Raw genomic sequence first — 21577 nt, 5'->3', positions numbered from 1 at the left:
AGCTTGAGTGTGATTTACGTTAAAGCAAGGCTAATGTACCTTATTTGTTTTAAAAAGGCATATAAAATATCAAGTAAGAGATAGTTGCGCTTAACTGATTTTTTTATCGCAATGGCTCATTTGCTTTACCAGCCAGTAGCTGGCACCGCCTGCAATGCCTAAACGTAAAATAGTACTTAATAATAAAGCAATGGTGCTGCACATAATAATAATGGTTTTATGACCAAAAGCCCTGGCATTTGATCTGGTTTGAATTGTATCCTTGTTTACGTAATAATTTGCGTAGCTCAACTACCATCGTATTGTTGCCCACAATATAAAAAAAAGTATTTTGAAGGTTGTATGATTGCTGTAGCAGCCACTCGGTTAAACTATGATGGCCATACACATCATTGCGGGCAATTGGTTGCAGTGGCGAACGCAGATATTCTTTAAACTGATTACGATGCTCCTGATTGCCAATAACCACTGCACCTGAAAACCGCGTTGACGGCAGCGTAAGCTGCTGCATGGCCAGCAAATGCCCAATGCTGCTTTCATCACCCAGGCATATAACCGATGATGTAACATTAGGCGTTTGCCGGGTTGAGTTAGTACCAACATAGCTTACAGTATCACCCTTTCGCAGTTTTTGTGCCCACTGGCTGCCTGCACCATTATGGTTGGCATCAACAAACAGCGTACAGGTTTGGGTTTCGGCATCCCAGCCCGATGGGGTATAGTCACGATAGGTAAGGTCGGCTACTTTGCATTTTATATACGGTACTTCGAGCCAGGCATCCATAGTGGTTTGTGGCAGGTGGAGGTCAATTTCAATAATGGTTGATGGCTCCCACTTGCGCACTTCAAGTACTTGGCCGTACTTAAGCATTCGGCTTTCTATTAAGCCTAAAGCTTTTTTCTTTAATCGGTGCAGGGTATGGCTTTGCATTGTAATAATTGCTGATTAATATTACAAAGTAAGCCAGACTGCTCAACTCCTGAAATGGAACAATTAAGGTAAGTGTTGGACTATTTGCGGTAAGTTGCTTTAAAGGCTAACGGTGTTTTACCGGTTGATTTTTTAAATAAGCGTGAAAAGTAAGTATGGTCATCATAACCTACTTCATGCGCAATTTGCTTTACATTAAGGTTGCTGTAATATAAAAGACGTTTGGCCTCTAAAATTACCTCATTAGTTATCCAGTATGAAACCGGTAAGCCTGTTGTGTTCTTTAACGATTCGTTAAGGTACGACTCAGAGATGTTCAGCATGGATGCGTAAGCTGCTGGGCGCTTCTCTGTTTTGAAGTTAGCATTAAGTATGTTTTTGAAATCCTGCATTATTTGCGAAGGACGTAACTTCTTCTTACCAGAGTCGTGCAGTGTTTCATAGCCACAGGCGGCCATACCTATAAAGGAATGTAGCAGTGAATGCAGTATCTCAAGGTAAAACGGCGATTGTTTATGATGATTAAAATGATTGTACAGTAGCTTAATTAGCGTAAGGCAGTGTAGGTGACTCGCCTCATCGAGTTTATATGGTTGCTGCAACAGCAGCTGGTTTTCAAACACCATGCGATATTCTTTTGGAACCAGCATAGTATCAACCGCAATAAACCAACCTTCGGCTTCGCTGTTTTCTATTTTATGATGAACCTGTGCAGGCAGCACATAAAATATTGATTTTTCGTGAATAGCAACCTCTTCAAAGTCAATCATGATAGACCCGTAACCACTATCAATCATAAAAAATATGTAATGATCATCGCGGTGTGCACCAAGATTTTTTACGTCCTGCATGCGCGCGTCAAAATCGGCAGTATGTTTTATTTCAATGCCAATTCCGCTGCGTACGGTAAGTTTATGTACGGGTATGTGTTGCATAAATAAACCCTCCCTGGTAGGGGAGGGTTGCTAAATATGTTAAATTGTAAGTTGGTTAAATTAAGCTGTGTAGCCTAATATTTTCAACACCTGCTTACTATTTTGCTCTTCGCCAAACACTTCAAAGTTAAATGTTTCATCGCGGTTACGGCGTATTAAAACGTGCTTAGGCGATGGTAGTAAGCAGTGATGTATACCACCGTACCCGCTCAAAACCTCTTGATAAGCCCCTGTATTAAAGAAGCCTAAATATTGCACTTTACGTGTTTTAGGCATATAAACACTGTTCATGTGTGCTTCCTGGTTGTAATAATCCTGCCCATCGCAGGTTATACCGCCAAGGTTTACGCGCTCGTACTCAGCATCCCAGTTGTTTATAGGCAGCAAAATGTACTTTTGGTTTAACGCCCAAACATCAGGCAGGTTAGTAATGAATGAGCCATCCAGCATTAACCATTTTTCACGGTCATTTTGTTGTTTACGGCCTAATACTTTGTATAAAATGCCCGAAGCCTCGGCACAAGTATATTTACCAAATTCGGTAATGATATCCGGTTCTTCAACTTCGTGCTCAGCACAAATCTCTTTAATACGGCTTACAATTTCATTGATCATGTACTCGTAATCAAAGTCAAAAACCAATGAATCTTTAAAAGGCATACCACCACCAATATCCAGTGTATCCAGGTGTGGGTTTATCTTTTTAAACTTACAGTAAAGCGTAACGTATTTTTCCAACTCATTCCAGTAATACGGTGTATCAGAAATGCCCGAATTAATGAAAAAGTGCAGTAGTTTAACGTGGAAGTTAGGGTTTTTCTCAATCTTATTGTAATACAGATCAATTACGTCCTCCATCCGGATGCCCAAACGCGAGGTGTAAAACTGAGAGTCAGGTTGTTCTTCCGAAGCTATACGTATGCCAAGATTGCAAGGCTCATCAAGCTCAATCTCGTCATCATAAATATTAAACTCCTCCTTATTATCTAAAACAGGTATAATGTTTTTAAAACCGTCGTGCAGCATATCAACAATATATTGCTTGTACTGATAGGTTTTAAACCCATTGCATATAACCGTAATTTCTTTGCTTACTACACCTTTTTTCTCCAACGCATCAATCATTGGCATATCAAAGGCCGATGATGTTTCAAGGTGAATGTCGTTGCGTAATGCCTCTTCAACTACGTGCTTAAAATGCGAGCTTTTGGTACAATAGCAATATTTATAGCTGCCGCGATAGTTGTTTTTGATAATAGCCTGCTGAAACATGAGTTTAGCCTGCTGAATTTTTTTAGATATGATTGGCACATATGTAAACCTCAACGGTGTACCGTACGTTTCAATCATTTCCATCAGGTTGAGGTCATGAAAGTATAACTCATCATCTATGATCTCGAAACCTTCCTGCGGAAAACCCACGCTCAGGTCCAGAAACTCCTGGTAACTTTGCATTCTTTATTACGTAGTTTAAATTTTGGCAAAAATGAATTTTTTTTAGCTAAATAGTGCTTAAAAACTCATACAATTTTATCGCTCAATTGTAATTTGTTAATCAACTATAGTTTGTTGGTTATAAGCTTGTTGACCTATGGGTTTAGTAATTAAGTTGTTGAATGATTACATAGGTATAAAAACAAACCATATTATGTTTAGTTTGAGCAGCTTGCAATCGCATAAATTTATAGCATAAACCAGCTAATGAGCCAACCATCACATCGCCTTCCGCATCTTGCTGAAAAATTCAGGTGTTACACCAATGTACGAGGCTATTTGCTTTTGAGGTAGCTGATGAATTAACGTAGGATAGCGCTTGCAAAAGCGGTCGTACCGTTCGGCAGCCGGCAAACTCAGGTTATCAATAAGGCGTTGCTGGTAAGCTACTAATGATTTTTCGGCCAGTAAACGAAATACACGTTCAAACTTAGGCACTTGTTTATATAAATCTTCCTGACTGCTTTTTGGAAGCAACAGCATTTCGGTGTCTTCCAATGCTTCAATATTAAGGCTCCCCGGCTGATGGGTAAGTAAGCTGTACATGTCGGCCATCCACCAATCGCGCGGGGCAAAGCTAAGCACATGTTCATAGCCGTTTTGGTCAACGGTATAGCCCCTTAAGCATCCTGAAATAACAAACGCCGAGTGGCGGCAAACATCGCCGTTGGCAACCCAATGGTGTTTGCGTTTAATTTGCTTAGGTTGAAGCATGCCGGTAAACAAATCCTTTTCGGCTGGCGTAAGCATCACATGCTTGCTTACATTCTCAGTAATCAGTTCAAAATGCGCGTTCATAAAAGAATAAAAGTAAAACTTTATTCATGAACTGCAGGATTTCAAAACGTAGATTGAAATTATCACTATTAGGTGTGCAAAATACACTATCCTTAAAAACTATAATTAATAAAGTGGGTTTCAAGTGTGTATATCGGTATTAGAGCATGAAAAACAGAATTCTATTGATAGACGATGACAAGCTTACCCTAAGCATAACATCATTAATTCTTGAAAAAAGAGGGTATGTAATTAAACGCCATGAACGTGTTGAAGGTATATACGATGCAATAGAAGAATTCGAGCCTCATTTAATTATACTTGATGCAAGGCTTCCGGATGGTGATGGTCGTGAAGTTTGCCGTGATATAAAATTGAATACGAATTTGCAACATATACAGGTTATTATGTGTTCGGGTTTAATGGATATTATGGAATCGTATAACCAGCAAGGACCACCCGATGGAGTTATACCTAGACCTTTTGACATGGATCAGTTTTTAAACCTTATCCATAATAAACTTCCTTTGGCGGCATAAGTTAATAGCAAAAAGGTGTATGTAAGATAAATATTACATGCACAGCCATTAGCATAAGAACAAAAGGCCATGCACTGGCTTGTATATTTGTAGCCATTCTACCTGCATGAAATACTTAGTTTACATTAGTACCGCCGATCATCTGATGAATCAGGATGAGCTTTTGGATATACTGGAAGCAAGCCGCAAAAACAACAAAAAAAATAACCTTACCGGAATGCTGCTTTACGGTGAAGGGGTGTTTATACAAATGTTGGAGGGTGAACCGTCCCAACTTGCCGAAACATACAAATCAATTGAGCACGACTTCCGTCATAAAAATATTATAAAAATGACGGAAGGAGAATTGGAGCAACGACATTTTCCGGAGTGGCGTATGGGTTTTAAAGCAGCTAATGCCGATGAACTGGCGGAATTTGATGCTTACATCGATCCGCGGCAACCCGGATTTTTAAGCAACGAAAAGTCAAATGCCATCATTAACATGATGAAAACTTTTGCCGACACCAACCGCATGTCTGATAACTACTAATAGCAAGTTCACGATTAAAAATTACAGATAAACAACTATTATCAGGCTTCGCTAATCTATTCTGTACAGTTTCCTTAATAACAAAATCGTTATCTTTACGGCCTCATGAGTAAAATTGTAACGCCGTATCAAAACCAACAGTCAACTAAAAAAGAGCAGGTTGCCGATATGTTCAATAACATATCAAAAACCTATGATTTTTTAAACCACTTTATGTCGTTGGGTATTGACATTGTTTGGCGTAAAATTGCAATTAATGAGCTTAAGGCTGCACAGCCAAAACGCATACTTGACGTTGCTACAGGCACAGGTGACTTTGCCTTTGAAGCATTATCCATATTAAAGCCTAAAAAAATTATAGGTGTTGATATTTCAGCAGGAATGCTTGACATTGCTAAACAGAAGATAGCCAAACGCGGACTAAGCGATCGTTTTGAAGTGCGTTTAGGTGACTCTGAAAAGCTACCATTTGAAAGTGATGAGTTTGATGCACTTACAGTTGCTTATGGTGTACGCAACTTTGAAAACCTTGAGGCCGGCCTGGCCGATATGAGGCGCGTATTAAAACCAGGCGGCAAAGCTGTAGTGCTTGAGTTTTCAAAGCCGAAGGTGTTTCCGGTTAAGCAGCTTTACAATTTTTATTTTAAATATATAACACCTGGTATAGGCCGGCTTTTCTCAAAAGATGCCCGTGCCTATTCATACCTGCCCGAGTCTGTTGCTGCATTTCCTGATGGTAAAAATTTTGTAGCCCTTATGGAAAAGGTTGGTTTTAAAAGCACTAAAAACAGGCCTTTATTATTTGGTATTTGTTCTGTTTACACAGGTATAAAGTAAATGATGGTAAAAAAGGCCATAACGTTACTGGCATTAGTGCTACTTGGCAACCTCTGCTACGCACAGGTGCAGGCCTGGGGTGGAGGTGCCGATGAAAACCTCATAAGTTTTGGCTTTAGCTTTCAATACATACAGCAAGATTATAAGATTGTAAGGCAGGATACATGGCGCACACCCATAAAAGATCCTGAAACAGGTAGCAATTTAACCAGCCCTTTAACACGTATAAGCTCAAAGCCAACGCCCGGTTTTACAGTGGGTTTTATAACACGATACAGGGTAGCCGAGCATTTAGAGCTGAGAACGACGCCTGCTTTGGTATTTGCCGATCGTGAGCTTAATTATGAATTTGAAAATAAGGCTGATGATCTTAATCGTCAAATTCAAACCACATCTATTGACATGCCGTTGTTGCTAAAGCTACGGTCAGACAGGTTAAAAAATTTCCGGGCTTATCTCGTTGCCGGTGTAAAGTACTCGCTTGCAGTGAATAAAGGTAAAATTGACCCGAACGACGAACCTTTGCAACAAAAAATCCTAAACCGGAGAGGAATAGGATCATATGAGTTTGGCTTGGGATGCGATATTTATTTCGAGTACTTCAAAATGTCTCCTGAAATTAAGGTAGCTAACTCCTTTAACAGTGTTTTAGTTGGTAACGCTCCCTTAAGCCAGCCATTAAATAAGTTATTTTTGCATAGTTTAATGTTTAGCTTACATTTTGAGTAACTCAAATTACGCTACCTAACTACGCTTTTGCATTACTATTAATTACGCCTTTAATAGTCGTTCAACTGTTCGCCAATGGTTTGTATTTCCTCAGCGCTAAAGCCTGCATCATCCATTGCAGCCCAAGTATACATTGTCTCCTTATATATGCTTATTGAAAAATCATCGGTAGTGACATCATAGTAGGTGGTTTCGCCTTCAATATGCGGGTGCACGGTGGCTTCAATCAAGCGGCTGTTTATTGATAGTGTTATTCCAAAGTCTTCCATAGTTATTTTGTAACAACCAAATCACTGTTAAGGTTGTGTTAAAAATTACAATAATCTAACATTTAATACTTACCTTACAAAACAATTAATTTAAACTAAACAACTGATGGCTTTTATTGACCGCGTGTTGGAGCAGCCTTCCTATGGCTGGGTGAATGAGAATGGTGATTTATCAAAGCCTAAGGCTTCCCAAATTTTCAAAGAATTTTTTTTCAGGCTAAACGTTTTTTCTAATAAAAAGAACTGGCTATCATTCACAAGCTGGATGATGATTGTGTGCCTGGCAGTTCCGTTATGCTTTTTCATCTTCAAGTATTTTACGTTTGGACTGTTATTTATTGCTTTTGCTTACAGCATGATAGTGATGGGTTCGCATGGTACAGTTTGGTATCACCGTTACTGTACTCACCGGGCGTACAAGTTTCGTAACCCTGTTTGGCGTTTTATTACGCAGAACATTACACTTAAGATTATTCCCGAAGAGATATACGTTATATCACATCACGTGCACCATGCCAAGTCAGATCAGCCGGGCGACCCCTATAATGCCCAAGGTGGCTTTTTATATTGCTTTTTAGCGGATGTTAACCATCAGGCCATTGCCCGTGATATGGATGAGCAAACCTACAAACGTTGTGTAAAACTAATGCAGCATACTGGCCAGGTATCTAATAGTTATTTGCGCTACCAAAAATGGGGAACGTTGGCTTGCCCGTTGCGCACCATTGCCGGTATACTACTTAACTGGGGGTTTTGGTATCTGACGTTTTATTTAATTGGCGGCCATGCACTAGCTTGTACGCTATTTGGTGCCGCCGGATTTTGGGCTGTTGGTGTACGTACTTTCAACTATGAAGGGCACGGCAAAGGAGAAGACAAACGAAGAGAAGGTACAGATTACAACCAGGCCGATATGTCGGTTAACCAGGTGTGGCCGGGCATTGTAGCGGGTGAGTGGCATAACAATCATCACTTATATCCTAAAAGTGCACGTTCAGGGTTTTTGCCGCACCAGCTTGATTTAGCCTGGTGCTATATCAAATTCTTGCATCTTATTGGTGGTGTTACGGAGTATACCGATTCCAAAAAGAAGTTTTTGAAAGAGTACTACCAGCCATACAAATTGGCGCAAATACAGCCGCAACCTGTACTTGTAAAGTAGTAAGTTCCATATAACAACAAAACCCGCATCAAGCGGGTTGTGTTGTTTAAAAAGATGTTGCCGAAAAGGTGGTTGTTACATTCTGTTGTATAATCGTACCCAGTTTAACAGCTTTCCTTCAGTACTCTCATCAATGGTTTCTGTAAGTCTCCATATCCAGTTGTTTTTTATAGATGATGGATTGTTCATACGTGAAGACGCATCGGCTCCTATAACATCCTGCATGGGTAAAATTGCAATCTTTGCAGTTGAGGCATAAGCCTGGCGTGCCAGAACATCATGTATGTTTTTTGACTTTACCGACTGGCCCGTATACTGCTCAATTTGCTTTTTAACATCTTTGGTTACATCTTCATTAAACCAGCCAACGGTGGTATTATTATCATGCGTACCTGTATAAACAAGATAGTTTTCCTGATAATTATGTGGTATGTATAATGATGCTGCAACGTTGTCTCCGAACGCAAACTGCAAAATTTTCATACCGGGCATTTCAAACTCATCGCGCAGCTTAAATACCGGTTCATCAATTTCACCTAAGTCCTCAGCAACAAATGGAAGCTTACCTAGGGCATCTTTAACAGCATTAAAAAAGTCATTGCCAGGACCGGTTTTCCACTTGCCGTTTTTGGCAGTGTCATCACCGGCGGGTACTTCCCAATAAGCAGAAAATGCACGGAAGTGATCTAACCTGATAAGATCAAAAAGCTCCATGTTTTTTTTCAGGCGTTTTATCCACCAATCGTAACCTCTGGCTTTCATCACGTCCCAGCGGTAAACAGGCATTCCCCATAGTTGCCCATCGGCATTGAAGTAGTCCGGAGGTACGCCAGCAACGCCCGCCATTCGGCCATCGGCATCTAAATTAAAGCCATCAATATTAGCCCAAACATCAACCGAATCATGGCTTACATAAAATGGTATATCGCCAAAAAGGGTAACGTTTAATTGACTGCAATAGCTTTTAAGATCATGCCATTGGCGATCAAAAATAAATTGCTGCCATTTAATTTCGTTAATAGTAGCCTCCTGCAAACTGCTAAAGCGTTTGATAGCTGTTGCTTTACGCTGCCTGTGTTCTGCCGGCCATTCGTACCAAGGCTCGTTATTAAAGTTTTGCTTTAAGGCTATAAACAAGGCAAAATCATCAAGCCAGTAAGCCTCTTTTTTGCAAAACCGTTCATATTGCTTTTCCAGCTTGTTAAAGTTTCCCTCGGTATAGTTGCGGTATGCCGCAGCCAGCAACTGACTTTTTATATTACTGGCCTCATTGTAATCAACTTTGGCATTTACAGGCAGGGTGAATTTTTCAATATCCTTGGAGGTAAGCAAACCTGCTTCAACAAGCAACTGCGGACTTATTAAAAGGTTGTTGCCCGCCATGCTACTTACCGAGCTATAGGGCGAAAACTGCTGCTCCGCACCGGTTGGGTTTAATGGAAGCAGTTGCCAGTATTTTTGTCCTGAACGGCTTAAAAAATCTGCAAAATTGTAGGCGCCTGTACCCAAATCACCCACACCAAATGGTGAAGGTAATGAAGTTATGTGCATTAGTATACCAGCTCCCCTGTTTGTTTCAGGTAGCTGCAGTTTGAGTACTGCTAATGGAATGGTATTAAACACATCTTTAATGCGAATACTGCTTTCAATAGCTTTTCCATCAATGCCATTTAAAATGTTACTCCATTCGGCAGGTGCTTCGGCCGGTAGTATAACGCGGGTATTGCGCCATTTTAATTCATTTGCATTGCGATCCTGGTCGCGGCAAAGCTCAGGTAAATTTACAGGAGCAATGGTTAAATACCATGTTTGCTTATAGCGCCGCGCATAAGCTATGATATAATCGCTGTAAGCACCTTTCACCTTCAGCGGAATATAGCTCCCTTTAGCAAAAGCCTCAGCGTTTTCCCTGCGTTCGGTAAATAATTTTTGTGTAAGCCACAATTTGATCTGTCCGCTAAAGCGTTCATTCCATAGCTTACTAATTAGAGCTCCGTTATCCTCACTGTCACTAATTTCAGTTAGAAAACGGTTTCTTAACTCGTAATCAACAGGGCGGCGGTTATCAGGGTCAACTAAGCTTAAATCCCATAGATCGGTACCCTGGTAAACATCAGGTATACCCGGACTTGTGAACTTAAGCAATACCTGGGCTAAAGAATTTATAATTCCATAGTCAGCAATTTTTTGATGGAAGGCTTCGAATGAAGGCCAAAAGTCGCTTTCTTTATTTAAAAGCTGTGCAGCAAAGCCTAGTGTTGCCTTTTCATATTCCTCATCAGGTTGTGCCCAGTTTGAGTTTGTTTTGGCCTCCCGTAATGCCTTGGTCAGGTACTCTTGCACCCGGTTTGTAAAATCATCTTCGGGCTGGCCCGGCATTGGGTATGCCCCTACCAGTGTTTGGTAAATGAAGTATTCATCATTAACGTCGGGTGCCTCACCTTTTTTAAGATCGGCGTTTATTTGTTGCCACTGCTTTACCGTTTTAATCCATGTTTTTGATAAATCCGTAAGCACGTTAAGGCGAGCCCTAACATCTTCCCCACGTTTTGTATCATGTGTTGATGTGCCATTAATAGCAAGCGGCCATTGCTGTTGACGCTGCTTCATCAGCTTATGATATTCTTTAGTGCTTATACCAAACGCTTCCGGCGCATCACCAACCTCGTTATGACCAATAAAGCGGTTGTAGGTATACATTAATGTATCCTCAACTCCTTTAGCCATTAGCGGGCCGCTGAACTGCATTAAGCGCTGATAAAATTGTAAGGCGCGTTGGTTGTAATCTGCACTGCCAAGTTTTGGCTTTTCAAGCAGTACAATTTCCAACAAATTTAAAGCCGGCCGCAGTTTAGCATTTTCATCTTTGGCCTGTGTAAATATTGCCTTTACCGCATCATACTCATCGGGCTGCAACGGTAGTTGATTACCATAGTAGCGGTATACAGGGCAAAGAATAAGCAGTTGCGCAATAGCTTTTTTAACCAAATCGGCATCAATGCCGTCAATCAGTTTTCTGTCGGTAAGTTTAAGGCGTTTAAACAGCTGATACAAATTGTCCAGCTCGCCACCCATGTGCTCAAATAAAATAGCTGCTTTTTTAGTTTTTATTTGCTCATGAACCGGTTTCTCACTATCAACAAGGTCATTGTAAAAAGACGTAAATCTCTTTTTTGCTCCAGCGTTAGTAAACAGATTATTTAACACAGCCAGGTAATCGTAGCCTGATGTACCTTGAAGCGGCCAGCTTTCAGGAAGCTTTTCGCCGTGTTCGAGGATTTTTTCAGCGACTATATAAGTGTCGTCGCCGGCAAGTTCTCTTAAGCGTTCAAGGTATTGAGCAGGGTCATAAAGTCCGTCAATATGATCAATGCGTAAGCCTTTAAACACACCCGCCTCAACCTGGTGCTTAATAAATTGATGAAAATGGTCAAATACGGCTTTGTCTTGAATGTTTAAGCAAATAAGACTGTTCACCGTAAAAAAACGCCTGAAGTTAATACTTTGGTCGGTTTCCTGCCAGCTGCACAATCGGTAAGCTTGAGTATTTGCTAATTGCTTCAACAAATCGTGGTTTTGGTTTACCAAAACTATGCTTTGGTCAAAGTGCTGCTTAAAATCTTCATCTTTGAAGGCCTTAATAAGCTTTTGCTTTACACCCTGCCATCTTATTGCATACAGGCCTGTATCGGTAGTTGGTAGGGTATTGATACCTTTAACCAGGCTTTGCAAAGATTTATTCTCTGTATTTTGAACGTTGCCCAGTATACTAGCATAGGAAGCAGGGCTTAGCGGATATAAACTATCAAAATATTTAAAAACCAGGCCCTGCTGCTGTTCATAGGCAACTAAAAGTTCGTTGTTTTCAATAGTTTCGTTTAAGCTGCTTCCTAAAAATGGAACCATAAGCGGTTCATCCCTGAATAGGGCAGAGGTCCATGTTGCATCAAAAAAAGATGCGTACATAGAGAGTTTCCCCTTTTCAAGTACATCCATTAACCACGGGTTATTGTGATGAAAACCCATGTGGTTAGGAACAATATCCTGCAACCAGTCAATATTACTTTGTGCTAATTTGCCAGTGATTGCTTTTAGCTGTTTTTCGGTGCCAACTTCAGGGTTGATGCGATGCGGATTCACGCCATCATAACCGTGCGTGCTACCCGGAGCCGCCTCAAACACAGGGGAGGCATATATTGTACTTACACCCAGCTTTTGCAGGTAAGGAATAATACGCTCAAAATCATCAAACGTAAACTCCGAATGGAATTGAATACGGTAGGTAGCAACAGGATTATTCATTAATATAAATTATAAATGATTCGGGTTGAAGTTGCACAGGTGCTTCGGTAATTAAACTTGATGGAGCGGCATGCGGGCCGTTCCATTTTACATCGGCAGAATCAAATTGTTTAGTCCATGACGATGACGTAGCTGGTAAATATAGTGTTTGAATGTTAAGAGAAAAGTTCATCAATACTATTGCCGTCTTATCTCCATTTTTACAGGTAAGCGTTAGCGTGTTTGTTGCTGTATCGGCTACCGCTTTGGTTTCTTTTCGGCTTAATTTACTTAGTGGTGGTAAGCTTTTACGAAGTGCAATAAGCTCACGGTAAAAATTGAGCATAAGCTTGTGCTTGTCGTTACTTAATGAATTCCACTGCAACTTGGAATTTTCATAAGTTTCCTCCGACATTGGGTCTGGCGCTTCGCCCTGCGCATGAAACGCCGCAAATTCTTCTTTACGTCCTTTACGCACAGCTTCTGCCAATTCAGGATCAGTATGGCTAACAAAGTACATAAAGCGATTGGTCTCGGCCCATTCTTCGCCCATAAACAACATAGGTAAATAAGGCGATGTAAGTACAGCTCCGGCCATTAACTTTTGCATCTCGAAGCTGAACAGTTCGCTGCTGCGTTCACCAAGCATCCTGTTTCCCACCTGATCATGGTTTTGTGAAAACACTATAAACTGCTCTCCACCATTTTCGGTAGCCTTGCTGCCAAAATTCTTATCACGATGCGGCGAGTATTGACCATCATAAACGTAAGCATCATTGTAAGCCTTAGCTAAATGATCAATACCACTGAAGTCGCTGTAATAGCCTGTTTGTTCGCCACCTGCTGTAATACGCAATGCGTGATGAAATTCATCTATCCACTGGCTGTCCATGCCATAACCAGCCTTTTTGATGGGGTTGATGTAACGCGTATCGTTCAAATCGCATTCAACAATCAAATAGTGTTTTTGGCCTGTTTCCTGCATTAAACTATCCACGCTGCTTTTAATTTCTGCCAGTATATGCACAGGGCTAAAGTCTTTAATTGCGTGTACAGCATCCATCCGCAGGGCATCAATATGAAAATCGCGGAACCACATCAGCACATTTTCAATAAAGTAATGACGTACGGCATCGCATCCGGCATCATCAAAGTTGATGGCGTTGCCCCATGGCGTGTTATACTTTTCGGTAAAATAAGGCCCATAACCATTGAAGTAATTGCCTTCAGGACCAAGGTGATTGTACACCACATCAAGTACAACTGCTAAGCCTTTAGCATGGCATGCATCAACGAGTGTTTGTAAGCCCCTGGCACCACCATACGAGTTTTGTACTGCATAAGGGAAAACCCCGTCGTAACCCCAGTTGCGCTCGCCGGGAAATTGAGCAACAGGCATAATTTCAATAGCTGTAACACCAAGGCTTACCAAATGGTCAAGCTTGGCTTCAATGCCTCTAAAATCTCCTTCGGATGTAAAGGTTCCGGTATGAAGCTCATATATGATGTAGTTTTCCAACCCCGGATTTTGCCAGTTGGCATCCTTCCATGCAAATGCTCTTAAATCAATCACCTCTGATGAGCCATGCACACCGTCGGGCTGACTTAAAGAAGCTGGATCGGGTAACTCATCGCCACCATCAATCGAAAATTTATACTTGTCGCCAGTATTTATTTCATCGCTTGTAAGGTGCCAGTAGCCCCGTTCTGCTTTTTGCAAATCAAGGGATTTGCTATTTAATTTCAGGGATACCTTTTCAGCTTCCGGCGCCCACACCCATACCGATGCGCGGTTATCAGTGATACTAATTCCCGGGCGTGTATTAATTTGATTCATTGTAGCTTTGGTCATATATTACCGGGTGATGAAGCACCACAATTGAACGGCCGTTAACAGTTATGTTCGACTCTGCATCATAAGTCTCTTCGTCAGCAACGGTATGGTTGGTGGTATCAATAATTTTAGTCCAGTTTTTTGAGTACAAACTTCCTGGTAACTTATATTCAACAGGCTCCCAATGGGCATTAAAAATCACGTAGAACCCATCATCTATAATTGCTTCACCAACGCTGTTGCGTGTACGTAGAGCACGACCGTTTATAAATACTGCCAATGATTTAGCAAAGTCAGTATTCCAATGTTCGTCAGAAAACTGTTCACCTTCGGGTAAAAACCAGGCAATATCTTCAACCCCTTTAATTGGGGTACCTCTAAACCAGCGCTTGCGGGCAAAAGCAGGGTGCTTACGCCTGAAGTGAATCATCTGGCTGGTGAATTCAATAAGTTCCTGATCAGCGCTAGACCAATCAACCCATGATATTTCGTTATCCTGGCAATAAGCGTTATTGTTACCGTTTTGGGTACGGCTCATTTCATCGCCTGCTACCAGCATAGGTACACCTTGCGATAGGAATAGCGTGGTGATAAAATTACGTTTCTGCTGTTCGCGTATTTGGTTTATCGTTTCATCATCAGTGGGACCTTCGGCGCCATAGTTGCAAGAACGGTTGTTGCTTTCCCCGTCTTTATTATCTTCACCATTGGCATCATTATGTTTGTCGTTGTAGCTTACCAAATCATTCAGAGTAAAGCCATCATGAGCCGTAATAAAGTTTATACTTGCAGTAGGGTTTCTAAAATCGTCTTTGTATAAATCGGCGCTGCCGGTAAACCTCGATGCAAATTCAGCAAGGGTACTATGCTCGCCGCGCCAGTAATCGCGCACGCAATCGCGGTACTTGCCGTTCCACTCGCCCCAGCCTTGTGGAAATTTACCTACCTGGTAGCCACCTTCGCCTACATCCCAAGGCTCTGCAATTAACTTAACCTGCGATATAATCGGATCCTGGTGAATAATATCAAAAAAGGCACTCAGGCGGTTTACCTCATGCAGCTCGCGCGCCAGGGTAGAAGCCAGGTCGAAACGGAAACCATCAACGTGCATCTCAGTAATCCAATAGCGCAGGCTATCCATTATTAAACGCAGTACGTTTGGCAGGTAAGCGTTAAGGGTGTTGCCTGTACCGGTGTAATCCATGTAATGGCGCTTATCTTCGGTGAGGCGATAGTAGCCCTCGTTATCAATACCCTTAAACGATAGGGTAGGGCCAAGCTCATTACCTTCGGCAGTATGGTTGTAAACCACGTCTAATATCACCTCAATACCTGCTTTATGCAGCTCCTTAACCATTTGCTTAAATTCGGTTACCTGTTCGCCTTGTTTACCGGCGCTGGCGTAGCGTGCATCAGGTGCAAAGTAACCTATGGTGTTATAGCCCCAATAATTGGTTAAGCCGTTTTCAACCAAATGACGGTCGGCCACAAAGTGGTGCACAGGCATAAGCTCAATAGCGGTTATGCCAAGTTTTTTTAAATACTCAATAGTTACCGGATGCCCTAATGCTGCGTAACTGCCACGTATTTCTTCGGGAATCTCAGGATGAAGCTTAGTGAAGCCTTTTACGTGGGTTTCGTAAATTATTGTACTGTGGTAAGGTGTTGCAGGTGGACAGTCGTCCTCCCAATCAAACTTCGAACTTACAACAACGCTTTTCGGTATAAATGGAGCACTGTCGGTTTCACTGAAGCTGAGGTCTTTTTCGTCGCTGTAAACATCATAAGCAAAAAGAGAGTCATGCCAGTCAATAGTGCCTGATATAGCTTTTGCGTACGGATCGATAAGTAATTTATTAGGATTAAAGCGCAAGCCATTCTGTGGCTCATATGGGCCATGTATGCGATAACCGTATAACTGGCCCGGCTTTAAATGCGGCACATAAGCATGCCATATATGGTGCGAATGTTCTGTAAAATCTATTTTTAGGAATTCAACTTCATCTTGTGGTGTTTTAAATAAGCAAAGCTCAACTTTAGTAGCATTGCTAGCATATATAGCGAAGTTAACGCCTTTGCTGTCAGGGGTAGCGCCTAACGGATAAGGTTTACCTGGGAAACTGTTTGTTTTCATACCTCATCAAGGATTTTAAACAAAAAATGTTTGAGAAGTGGATAAAATGCGTATAGCTATTAACAAGTACAGGGAGTAAGAAAGAATACTTAATACTTTTATAAGCCATTTTTCTTTGACACGGCATGTAGGTGTGTTGATAATGACGTCTGAGAGCTATGGGAAAAATATAGTGTTTTTTGTACACTAACTATTGCATCATAATAAAATCAAACTATATTTGACAATCGATTGCAGAGATTGAAAACGCCTCATTTTAAGTATGGCGTGCTAGTTAAACCAATTGCCATCAATGTTAAAAACCCAAGCAAACTGAATGCTAATATTAGGTATAGATATAGGGACATCATCAGTTAAGGTATCGGTGGTTGATGCTTGTTCACAAAAAGTACTTTCATCGGCGCATTATCCTGATACTGAATCACCAATTATCTCTTTGCAAATTGGCTGGGCCGAGCAAGACCCTGAAATGTGGTGGCAGCAGGCACAGGAAGCTATTAAGGTGTGTAATGCTAAAGGCAATTACAACCCGCAGGATATTGCTGCCATTGGTATTGCTTATCAAATGCATGGGCTTGTATTAGTTGACCGCAATCAACATGTGTTACGCAACAGCATCATTTGGTGTGATAGCAGGGCAATTGAGTTTGGTGATAAGGCATTTGAAGCTATAGGCGAGGAGCGGAGCTTATCACACTTGTTAAATTCTCCCGGTAACTTTACGGCGGCTAAGCTGGCCTGGGTTAAGCACAATGAGCCGCAGGTTTTTGAGCAAATTGATAAGATCATGCTTCCGGGGGATTTTATTGCCATGAAGCTTACGGGTGAAATAACTACTACGGTGTCGGCACTGTCGGAAGGAATTTTTTACGACTTTAAAGAGGAATCTCTATCCAAAGATGTAATGCGCTTCTTTGGTTTTGATGATGACTTGATACCGGAGGTAAAACCTTTGTTTTCAAATCATGGCGGGCTAAAGGCCGATGTAGCTGCTGCTTTGCAACTTAAAGCCGGTATACCGGTAGCTTATAAAGCTGGTGATCAGCCTAATAATGCTTTGTCATTAAACGTACTTAACCCCGGCGAAGTTGCTGCAACAGCCGGAACATCGGGTGTTATTTATGGTGTAAGCGACCAACTTGCTTATGATCCGCAATCGCGCGTGAACACATTTGCACATGTTAACTACAACAAGGCACAGCCGCGTATGGGCGTTTTGCTATGTATTAATGGAACAGGCAGCTTAAACCGGTGGGCTAAAAACCTGTTTGGTGCCAACATAAGTTATACAGAAATGAACAGCCTGGCTGCACAGGCGCCAGAGGGTAGCAGCGGGTTACGTATACTGCCATTTGGTAATGGTGCCGAGCGTATGCTCTGCAATAAATTGGTAGGCGTTCACTTACACCATATTGATTTGAATTTACATCAGCAGCCGCATATATTCCGGGCAGTGCAAGAGGGCATAGCATGTGCTTTCCGTTATGGTTTGGATATTATGCGCAGTAATGGTATGAATCCTACAGTAATACGCGCAGGTAAAGCCAACCTTTTTTTAAGTGACTTATTTGCCCAAACCTTTGTAAACGTAACCGGCGTACCTGTCGAGCTTTATAATAACAATGGCAGTGTTGGCGCAGCTTTAGGTGCGGGTATAGGAGCGGGCATGTTTTCATCGTCAACCGAAGCATTTAGGGGCATGGAAAAATTGCAGGTGATTGAACCTAAACCTAAAAGCAAGATTGACGAAATTTACGAGGAGTGGAAATTACTTTTGAACAAGCAGCTTACTGCCGAGACTCCTATGTAAGAAGCGATTGTAAAGTAACGGCTGGAATTATAGAATTAGAATACAAGATAACACAATCGATTAAATAGATCCGGAGTCGAAATTTTGATATCCGCAATTAAATAATTTATGAACATAGTAACAGGAAACAGAGAGTATTTCAAAGGCATAGAGCAAATTAAATTTGAGGGCCCTGAAAGTGATAACCCTTTAGCCTACCGCTGGTATGACGAAAACCGGGTGGTTGCGGGAAAAACCTTAAAAGAACATCTAAAGTTTGCCGTAGCATACTGGCATTCTTTTAATGGTAACGGAAGCGATCCATTTGGTGGTGCTACCCACAACTTTGCTTGGGATGAAAAAGCCGACGCTGTTGAACGTGCTAAAGATAAAATGGATGCCGCATTTGAGTTTTTTACCAAGTTGGGCTTACCATACTATTGTTTTCATGATGTTGACATGGTTGACTACGGTAACGACATTAACGAAAACGACCGCCGTTTACAGGTATTGGTTGATTACGCTAAGGAGAAGCAAGCTGCCAGCGGAATAAAATTACTTTGGGGCACTTCTAACCTGTTTTCACACAAACGTTACATGAACGGCGCGTCAACCAATCCTGATTTTCATGTATTGGCGCATGGTGCAGCACAGGTAAAAGCAGCCTTAGATGCCACCATTGCCTTAGGTGGCGAGAACTATGTGTTTTGGGGTGGACGAGAAGGCTACATGAGCCTGTTAAACACCGATATGAAACGCGAGCAGGAACACTTGGCTAAGTTTTTACACGCATCGAAAGATTACGCCCGCAAACAAGGGTTTAAGGGTACTTTCTTCATCGAACCGAAACCATGTGAACCAAGCAAGCATCAGTATGATTATGATGCAGCAACTGTAATTGGTTTTTTGCAGAAATACGACCTGCTTAACGATTTTAAACTGAACCTGGAAGTTAATCACGCTACTTTGGCCGGGCACACATTTGCCCACGAAATGCAGGTAGCTGCTGATGCAGGTTTATTAGGCTCATTAGATGCTAACCGCGGCGATTATCAGAACGGCTGGGATACCGATCAGTTCCCCAACGATATTACTGAAGTTACCGAGTATATGCTGGTGTTGTTGCAGGCCGGCGGTTTACAGGGGGGCGGTATAAACTTTGACGCAAAAATACGTCGTAACTCAACTGATGCTGCCGATTTGTTTTATGCACACATAGGCGGAGTAGATATTTTTGCCCGCGCGTTGATTATTGCCGACAATATTTTGCAAAAATCTGATTACAAAAAGGTGCGTAGCGAGCGCTATTCATCGTTTGACGACGGAAAAGGAAAGGAATTTGAAGAAGGTAAACTTACTCTGGAAGATCTCAGAGCTTATGCAATCGATAACGGTGAACCAGCCCTAATTAGTGGAAAACAGGAGTACCTCGAAAATTTGATTAACAGGTTTATTTAAGTATACTTGTTGCCAGTTAAAACCAAAAATCCAAGTATACATTAAAAAATGAAAGAGTTAATCGCAGGAGATTGGATCGTATTCGCAGTCTACTTTGTTATTGTGGCCGCTTATGGCTTATGGGTGTATCGTCGTAAACGCAACGCCGACGCTACCTCAAAAGATTATTTCTTAGCCGAAGGCTCGTTAACCTGGTGGGCTATAGGTTCATCTTTAATTGCTTCTAACATCTCAGCCGAGCAGTTCGTAGCTATGAGCGGTAACGGCTTCACCATGGGTTTGGCCGTATCTGCGTATGAATGGATGGCCGCTATTACCCTTGTAATTGTAGCCATATTCTTTATTCCGGTTTACTTACGGAATAAGATTTTTACCATGCCGCAATTCCTGCACCAACGTTATAATAGCACCGTAGCTATGATTATGGCGGTGTTTTGGTTGTTGTTATACGTTATAGTTAACCTTACCTCAATTTTATATCTGGGTGCAATTGCCGTTAACGGTATCTCTGGCATAAACTTCACGGTTTGTTTAATTGGCTTAGCGTTCTTTGCCGTTATCATTACCTTGGGTGGTATGAAGGTAATTGGTTTTACCGATGTTATTCAGGTATTCTTCTTAATAATGGGTGGTTTAGTAACTACCTATATAGCAGTTAGTCTTGTAGCCGAGCACAGTGGTTCAACAGGTGTATTGAATGGGTTGAAGATCATGAGCGAAAAAGCGAACGATCACTTCCACATGATATTGAAGAAAGACAACCCGAGCTTTATTGATTTACCTGGCTTAACCGTGTTGTTGGGTGGTATGTGGATAGTAAACTTAAACTACTGGGGCTGTAACCAATACATTACGCAGCGCGCTTTAGGTGCAAACCTTAAAACTGCCCGTAACGGTATTTTATTTGCGGCATTTTTGAAATTAATGATGCCTTTAATTGTGGTATTGCCAGGTATTGCAGCTTACGTGTTGTATAAAGATCAAGTGTTTGATGCCGGCGCACAAGGCAGTTTAAAGGAGAACGCTGATAACGCTTATCCAATTTTATTAAATCTGCTTCCTGCGGGCTTTAAAGGGCTTTCATTTGCAGCGTTAACAGCTGCGGTTGTGGCATCTTTAGCTGGTAAGGCTAACAGTATTGCTACTATCTTTACCTTAGACATCTTTAAAAAGTTAAAACCCGAAACTCCTGACTATAAACTGGTATCGGTGGGTAAAATAACCGTTGTAGTAGCTATGATATTAGGTGTGGTAATCTCTCCATTTTTAGGTATTGATAAAAAAGGCGGTTTCACCTTTATTCAGGAATATACAGGCTTCGTATCTCCGGGTATTTTCGCCATGTTTATTTTGGGCTTCTTCTGGAAAAAAGCCACATCAAATGCAGCTTTGTTTGCAACAATTGGTGGCTTCATATTCTCAGTAATATTTAAGTTCCTTCCAAAATATGTTGACTTATCATTCCTGTACTCAAGTGGTTTTGCAGTAGTTGGTAAAGACAGCGGTAGATATGAAATTCCATTCCTTGACCGTATGGGCTTCGTATTTATCATTTGTATTATTGGTATGTGGATTATTAGTACTATTGAAACATCAAGAGGTGTTAAAACGAATGGCCTTGACGTTGATACTTCAATGTTTAAAACATCAAAATCATTTGCTATAGGTTCATTGCTTATTGTAGGCATCCTGGTAGCGCTATACTCTTTACTTTGGTAGTAAAATTATAACAACTACAAAAGGGCGGTATCTTTAAAAAGACACCGCCCTTTTGTTTTACACCTGCACCTGCCGGCTAACTCAAATGTATTTAAAATGTCACGAAGCAATATCGCTGCTTAAGCGTTGTAACTTGTGCGCTTTACGGCTATCTAAA

General features: G+C 41.4%; 16 protein-coding genes. 8 read left to right on the top strand and 8 right to left on the bottom strand.

From position 1 onward, the window contains the following. Nucleotides 1-217: 217 nt before the first annotated feature. The 4 genes from GO816_RS18400 to GO816_RS18385 form a co-directional block, all read right to left on the bottom strand. Nucleotides 218-931 (bottom strand): SIP domain-containing protein, encoded by a 714-nt coding sequence (locus GO816_RS18400; protein WP_157543421.1) that lies wholly within the window; start codon nt 929-931, stop codon nt 218-220. 80 nt (nt 932-1011) lie between these two features. After that, nucleotides 1012-1866 carry a helix-turn-helix domain-containing protein gene (locus GO816_RS18395; protein WP_157543420.1) on the bottom strand — a complete coding sequence of 285 codons (855 nt, stop codon included), beginning with the start codon at nt 1864-1866 and terminating at the stop codon, nt 1012-1014. A gap of 60 nt (nt 1867-1926) precedes the next feature. Next, nucleotides 1927-3321, bottom strand: a complete 1395-nt coding sequence (locus GO816_RS18390) for an arginine decarboxylase (protein ID WP_157543419.1) — start codon at nt 3319-3321, stop codon at nt 1927-1929. Between the two features lie 258 nt (nt 3322-3579). Further along, a complete protein-coding gene (locus tag GO816_RS18385; protein WP_157543418.1) occupies nt 3580-4158 on the bottom strand; it encodes a Crp/Fnr family transcriptional regulator in 579 nt (192 codons plus the stop codon). 146 nt (nt 4159-4304) lie between these two features. Here GO816_RS18385 and GO816_RS18380 point away from each other — a divergent pair, with 146 nt between their 5' ends. The 4 genes from GO816_RS18380 (at nt 4305) to porT (ending at nt 6774) form a co-directional block, all read left to right on the top strand. Next, nucleotides 4305-4676: a response regulator gene (locus tag GO816_RS18380; RefSeq protein WP_157543417.1), complete on the top strand. Its 372-nt coding sequence runs from the start codon at nt 4305-4307 to the stop codon at nt 4674-4676. Nucleotides 4677-4782: 106 nt separating this feature from the next. Beyond that, a complete protein-coding gene (locus tag GO816_RS18375; RefSeq protein ID WP_157543416.1) occupies nt 4783-5208 on the top strand; it encodes a BLUF domain-containing protein in 426 nt (141 codons plus the stop codon). Between the two features lie 105 nt (nt 5209-5313). Further along, nucleotides 5314-6045: a bifunctional demethylmenaquinone methyltransferase/2-methoxy-6-polyprenyl-1,4-benzoquinol methylase UbiE gene (ubiE, locus tag GO816_RS18370; protein ID WP_157543415.1), complete on the top strand. Its 732-nt coding sequence runs from the start codon at nt 5314-5316 to the stop codon at nt 6043-6045. After that, entirely contained in the window at nt 6046-6774 is a 729-nt protein-coding gene (gene porT, locus GO816_RS18365; protein WP_157543414.1) for a type IX secretion/gliding motility protein PorT/SprT, read from the top strand. Between the two features lie 50 nt (nt 6775-6824). On the opposite strand, the gene GO816_RS18360 is transcribed toward porT, so the two are convergent. Then, entirely contained in the window at nt 6825-7043 is a 219-nt protein-coding gene (locus GO816_RS18360) for a hypothetical protein (protein ID WP_157543413.1), read from the bottom strand. Between the two features lie 106 nt (nt 7044-7149). Here GO816_RS18360 and GO816_RS18355 point away from each other — a divergent pair, with 106 nt between their 5' ends. After that, nucleotides 7150-8205, top strand: a complete 1056-nt coding sequence (locus tag GO816_RS18355; protein ID WP_157543412.1) for a fatty acid desaturase — start codon at nt 7150-7152, stop codon at nt 8203-8205. A 75-nt stretch (nt 8206-8280) separates the two neighbouring features. On the opposite strand, the gene treY is transcribed toward GO816_RS18355, so the two are convergent. The 3 genes from treY to glgX are packed head-to-tail and all read right to left on the bottom strand — an operon-like array spanning nt 8281 to nt 16454. Continuing rightward, a complete protein-coding gene (gene treY, locus GO816_RS18350) occupies nt 8281-12507 on the bottom strand; it encodes a malto-oligosyltrehalose synthase (RefSeq protein WP_157543411.1) in 4227 nt (1408 codons plus the stop codon). Beyond that, nucleotides 12500-14338 carry a malto-oligosyltrehalose trehalohydrolase gene (gene treZ / locus GO816_RS18345; protein WP_198171575.1) on the bottom strand — a complete coding sequence of 613 codons (1839 nt, stop codon included), beginning with the start codon at nt 14336-14338 and terminating at the stop codon, nt 12500-12502. Before treZ ends, treY begins: the two co-directional genes overlap by 8 nt. Further along, complete coding sequence (glgX, locus tag GO816_RS18340; RefSeq protein ID WP_157543410.1) at nt 14310-16454, bottom strand: glycogen debranching protein GlgX; 2145 nt, start codon at nt 16452-16454, stop codon at nt 14310-14312. Before glgX ends, treZ begins: the two co-directional genes overlap by 29 nt. Nucleotides 16455-16770: 316 nt before the next feature. Between glgX and GO816_RS18335 the strand changes: the two genes are divergently transcribed. The 3 genes from GO816_RS18335 to GO816_RS18325 all read left to right on the top strand — a co-directional run bounded on the left by GO816_RS18335 (nt 16771) and on the right by GO816_RS18325 (nt 21420). Next, complete coding sequence (locus tag GO816_RS18335) at nt 16771-18264, top strand: xylulokinase (RefSeq protein WP_157543409.1); 1494 nt, start codon at nt 16771-16773, stop codon at nt 18262-18264. Between the two features lie 108 nt (nt 18265-18372). Next, entirely contained in the window at nt 18373-19701 is a 1329-nt protein-coding gene (gene xylA, locus GO816_RS18330) for a xylose isomerase (protein ID WP_157543408.1), read from the top strand. Between the two features lie 48 nt (nt 19702-19749). Then, a complete protein-coding gene (locus GO816_RS18325; RefSeq protein ID WP_157543407.1) occupies nt 19750-21420 on the top strand; it encodes a sodium:solute symporter family transporter in 1671 nt (556 codons plus the stop codon). Nucleotides 21421-21577 lie beyond the last annotated feature (157 nt).

This window comes from Mucilaginibacter aquatilis, assembly GCF_009755275.1.
GTDB classification, from domain to species: domain Bacteria; phylum Bacteroidota; class Bacteroidia; order Sphingobacteriales; family Sphingobacteriaceae; genus Mucilaginibacter; species Mucilaginibacter aquatilis.
Note: the sequence above shows the minus strand (reverse complement) of the source record. Positions and strands in the feature narration are given on the sequence as shown.

Excerpts from the sequence above, each read along its gene's own strand:
- GO816_RS18400 (WP_157543421.1), bottom strand. The coding sequence starts at position 931 with ATGCAAAGCCATACCCTGCACCGATTAAAGAAAAAAGCTTTAGGCTTA.
- porT (WP_157543414.1), top strand. The coding sequence starts at position 6,046 with ATGATGGTAAAAAAGGCCATAACGTTACTGGCATTAGTGCTACTTGGC.
- ubiE (WP_157543415.1), top strand. The coding sequence starts at position 5,314 with ATGAGTAAAATTGTAACGCCGTATCAAAACCAACAGTCAACTAAAAAA.
- GO816_RS18380 (WP_157543417.1), top strand. The coding sequence starts at position 4,305 with ATGAAAAACAGAATTCTATTGATAGACGATGACAAGCTTACCCTAAGC.
- treY (WP_157543411.1), bottom strand. The coding sequence starts at position 12,507 with ATGAATAATCCTGTTGCTACCTACCGTATTCAATTCCATTCGGAGTTT.
- GO816_RS18375 (WP_157543416.1), top strand. The coding sequence starts at position 4,783 with ATGAAATACTTAGTTTACATTAGTACCGCCGATCATCTGATGAATCAG.
- treZ (WP_198171575.1), bottom strand. The coding sequence starts at position 14,338 with ATGACCAAAGCTACAATGAATCAAATTAATACACGCCCGGGAATTAGT.
- GO816_RS18325 (WP_157543407.1), top strand. The coding sequence starts at position 19,750 with ATGAAAGAGTTAATCGCAGGAGATTGGATCGTATTCGCAGTCTACTTT.
- glgX (WP_157543410.1), bottom strand. The coding sequence starts at position 16,454 with ATGAAAACAAACAGTTTCCCAGGTAAACCTTATCCGTTAGGCGCTACC.
- GO816_RS18395 (WP_157543420.1), bottom strand. The coding sequence starts at position 1,866 with ATGCAACACATACCCGTACATAAACTTACCGTACGCAGCGGAATTGGC.
- GO816_RS18385 (WP_157543418.1), bottom strand. The coding sequence starts at position 4,158 with ATGAACGCGCATTTTGAACTGATTACTGAGAATGTAAGCAAGCATGTG.
- GO816_RS18355 (WP_157543412.1), top strand. The coding sequence starts at position 7,150 with ATGGCTTTTATTGACCGCGTGTTGGAGCAGCCTTCCTATGGCTGGGTG.
- xylA (WP_157543408.1), top strand. The coding sequence starts at position 18,373 with ATGAACATAGTAACAGGAAACAGAGAGTATTTCAAAGGCATAGAGCAA.
- GO816_RS18335 (WP_157543409.1), top strand. The coding sequence starts at position 16,771 with ATGCTAATATTAGGTATAGATATAGGGACATCATCAGTTAAGGTATCG.
- GO816_RS18360 (WP_157543413.1), bottom strand. The coding sequence starts at position 7,043 with ATGGAAGACTTTGGAATAACACTATCAATAAACAGCCGCTTGATTGAA.
- GO816_RS18390 (WP_157543419.1), bottom strand. The coding sequence starts at position 3,321 with ATGCAAAGTTACCAGGAGTTTCTGGACCTGAGCGTGGGTTTTCCGCAG.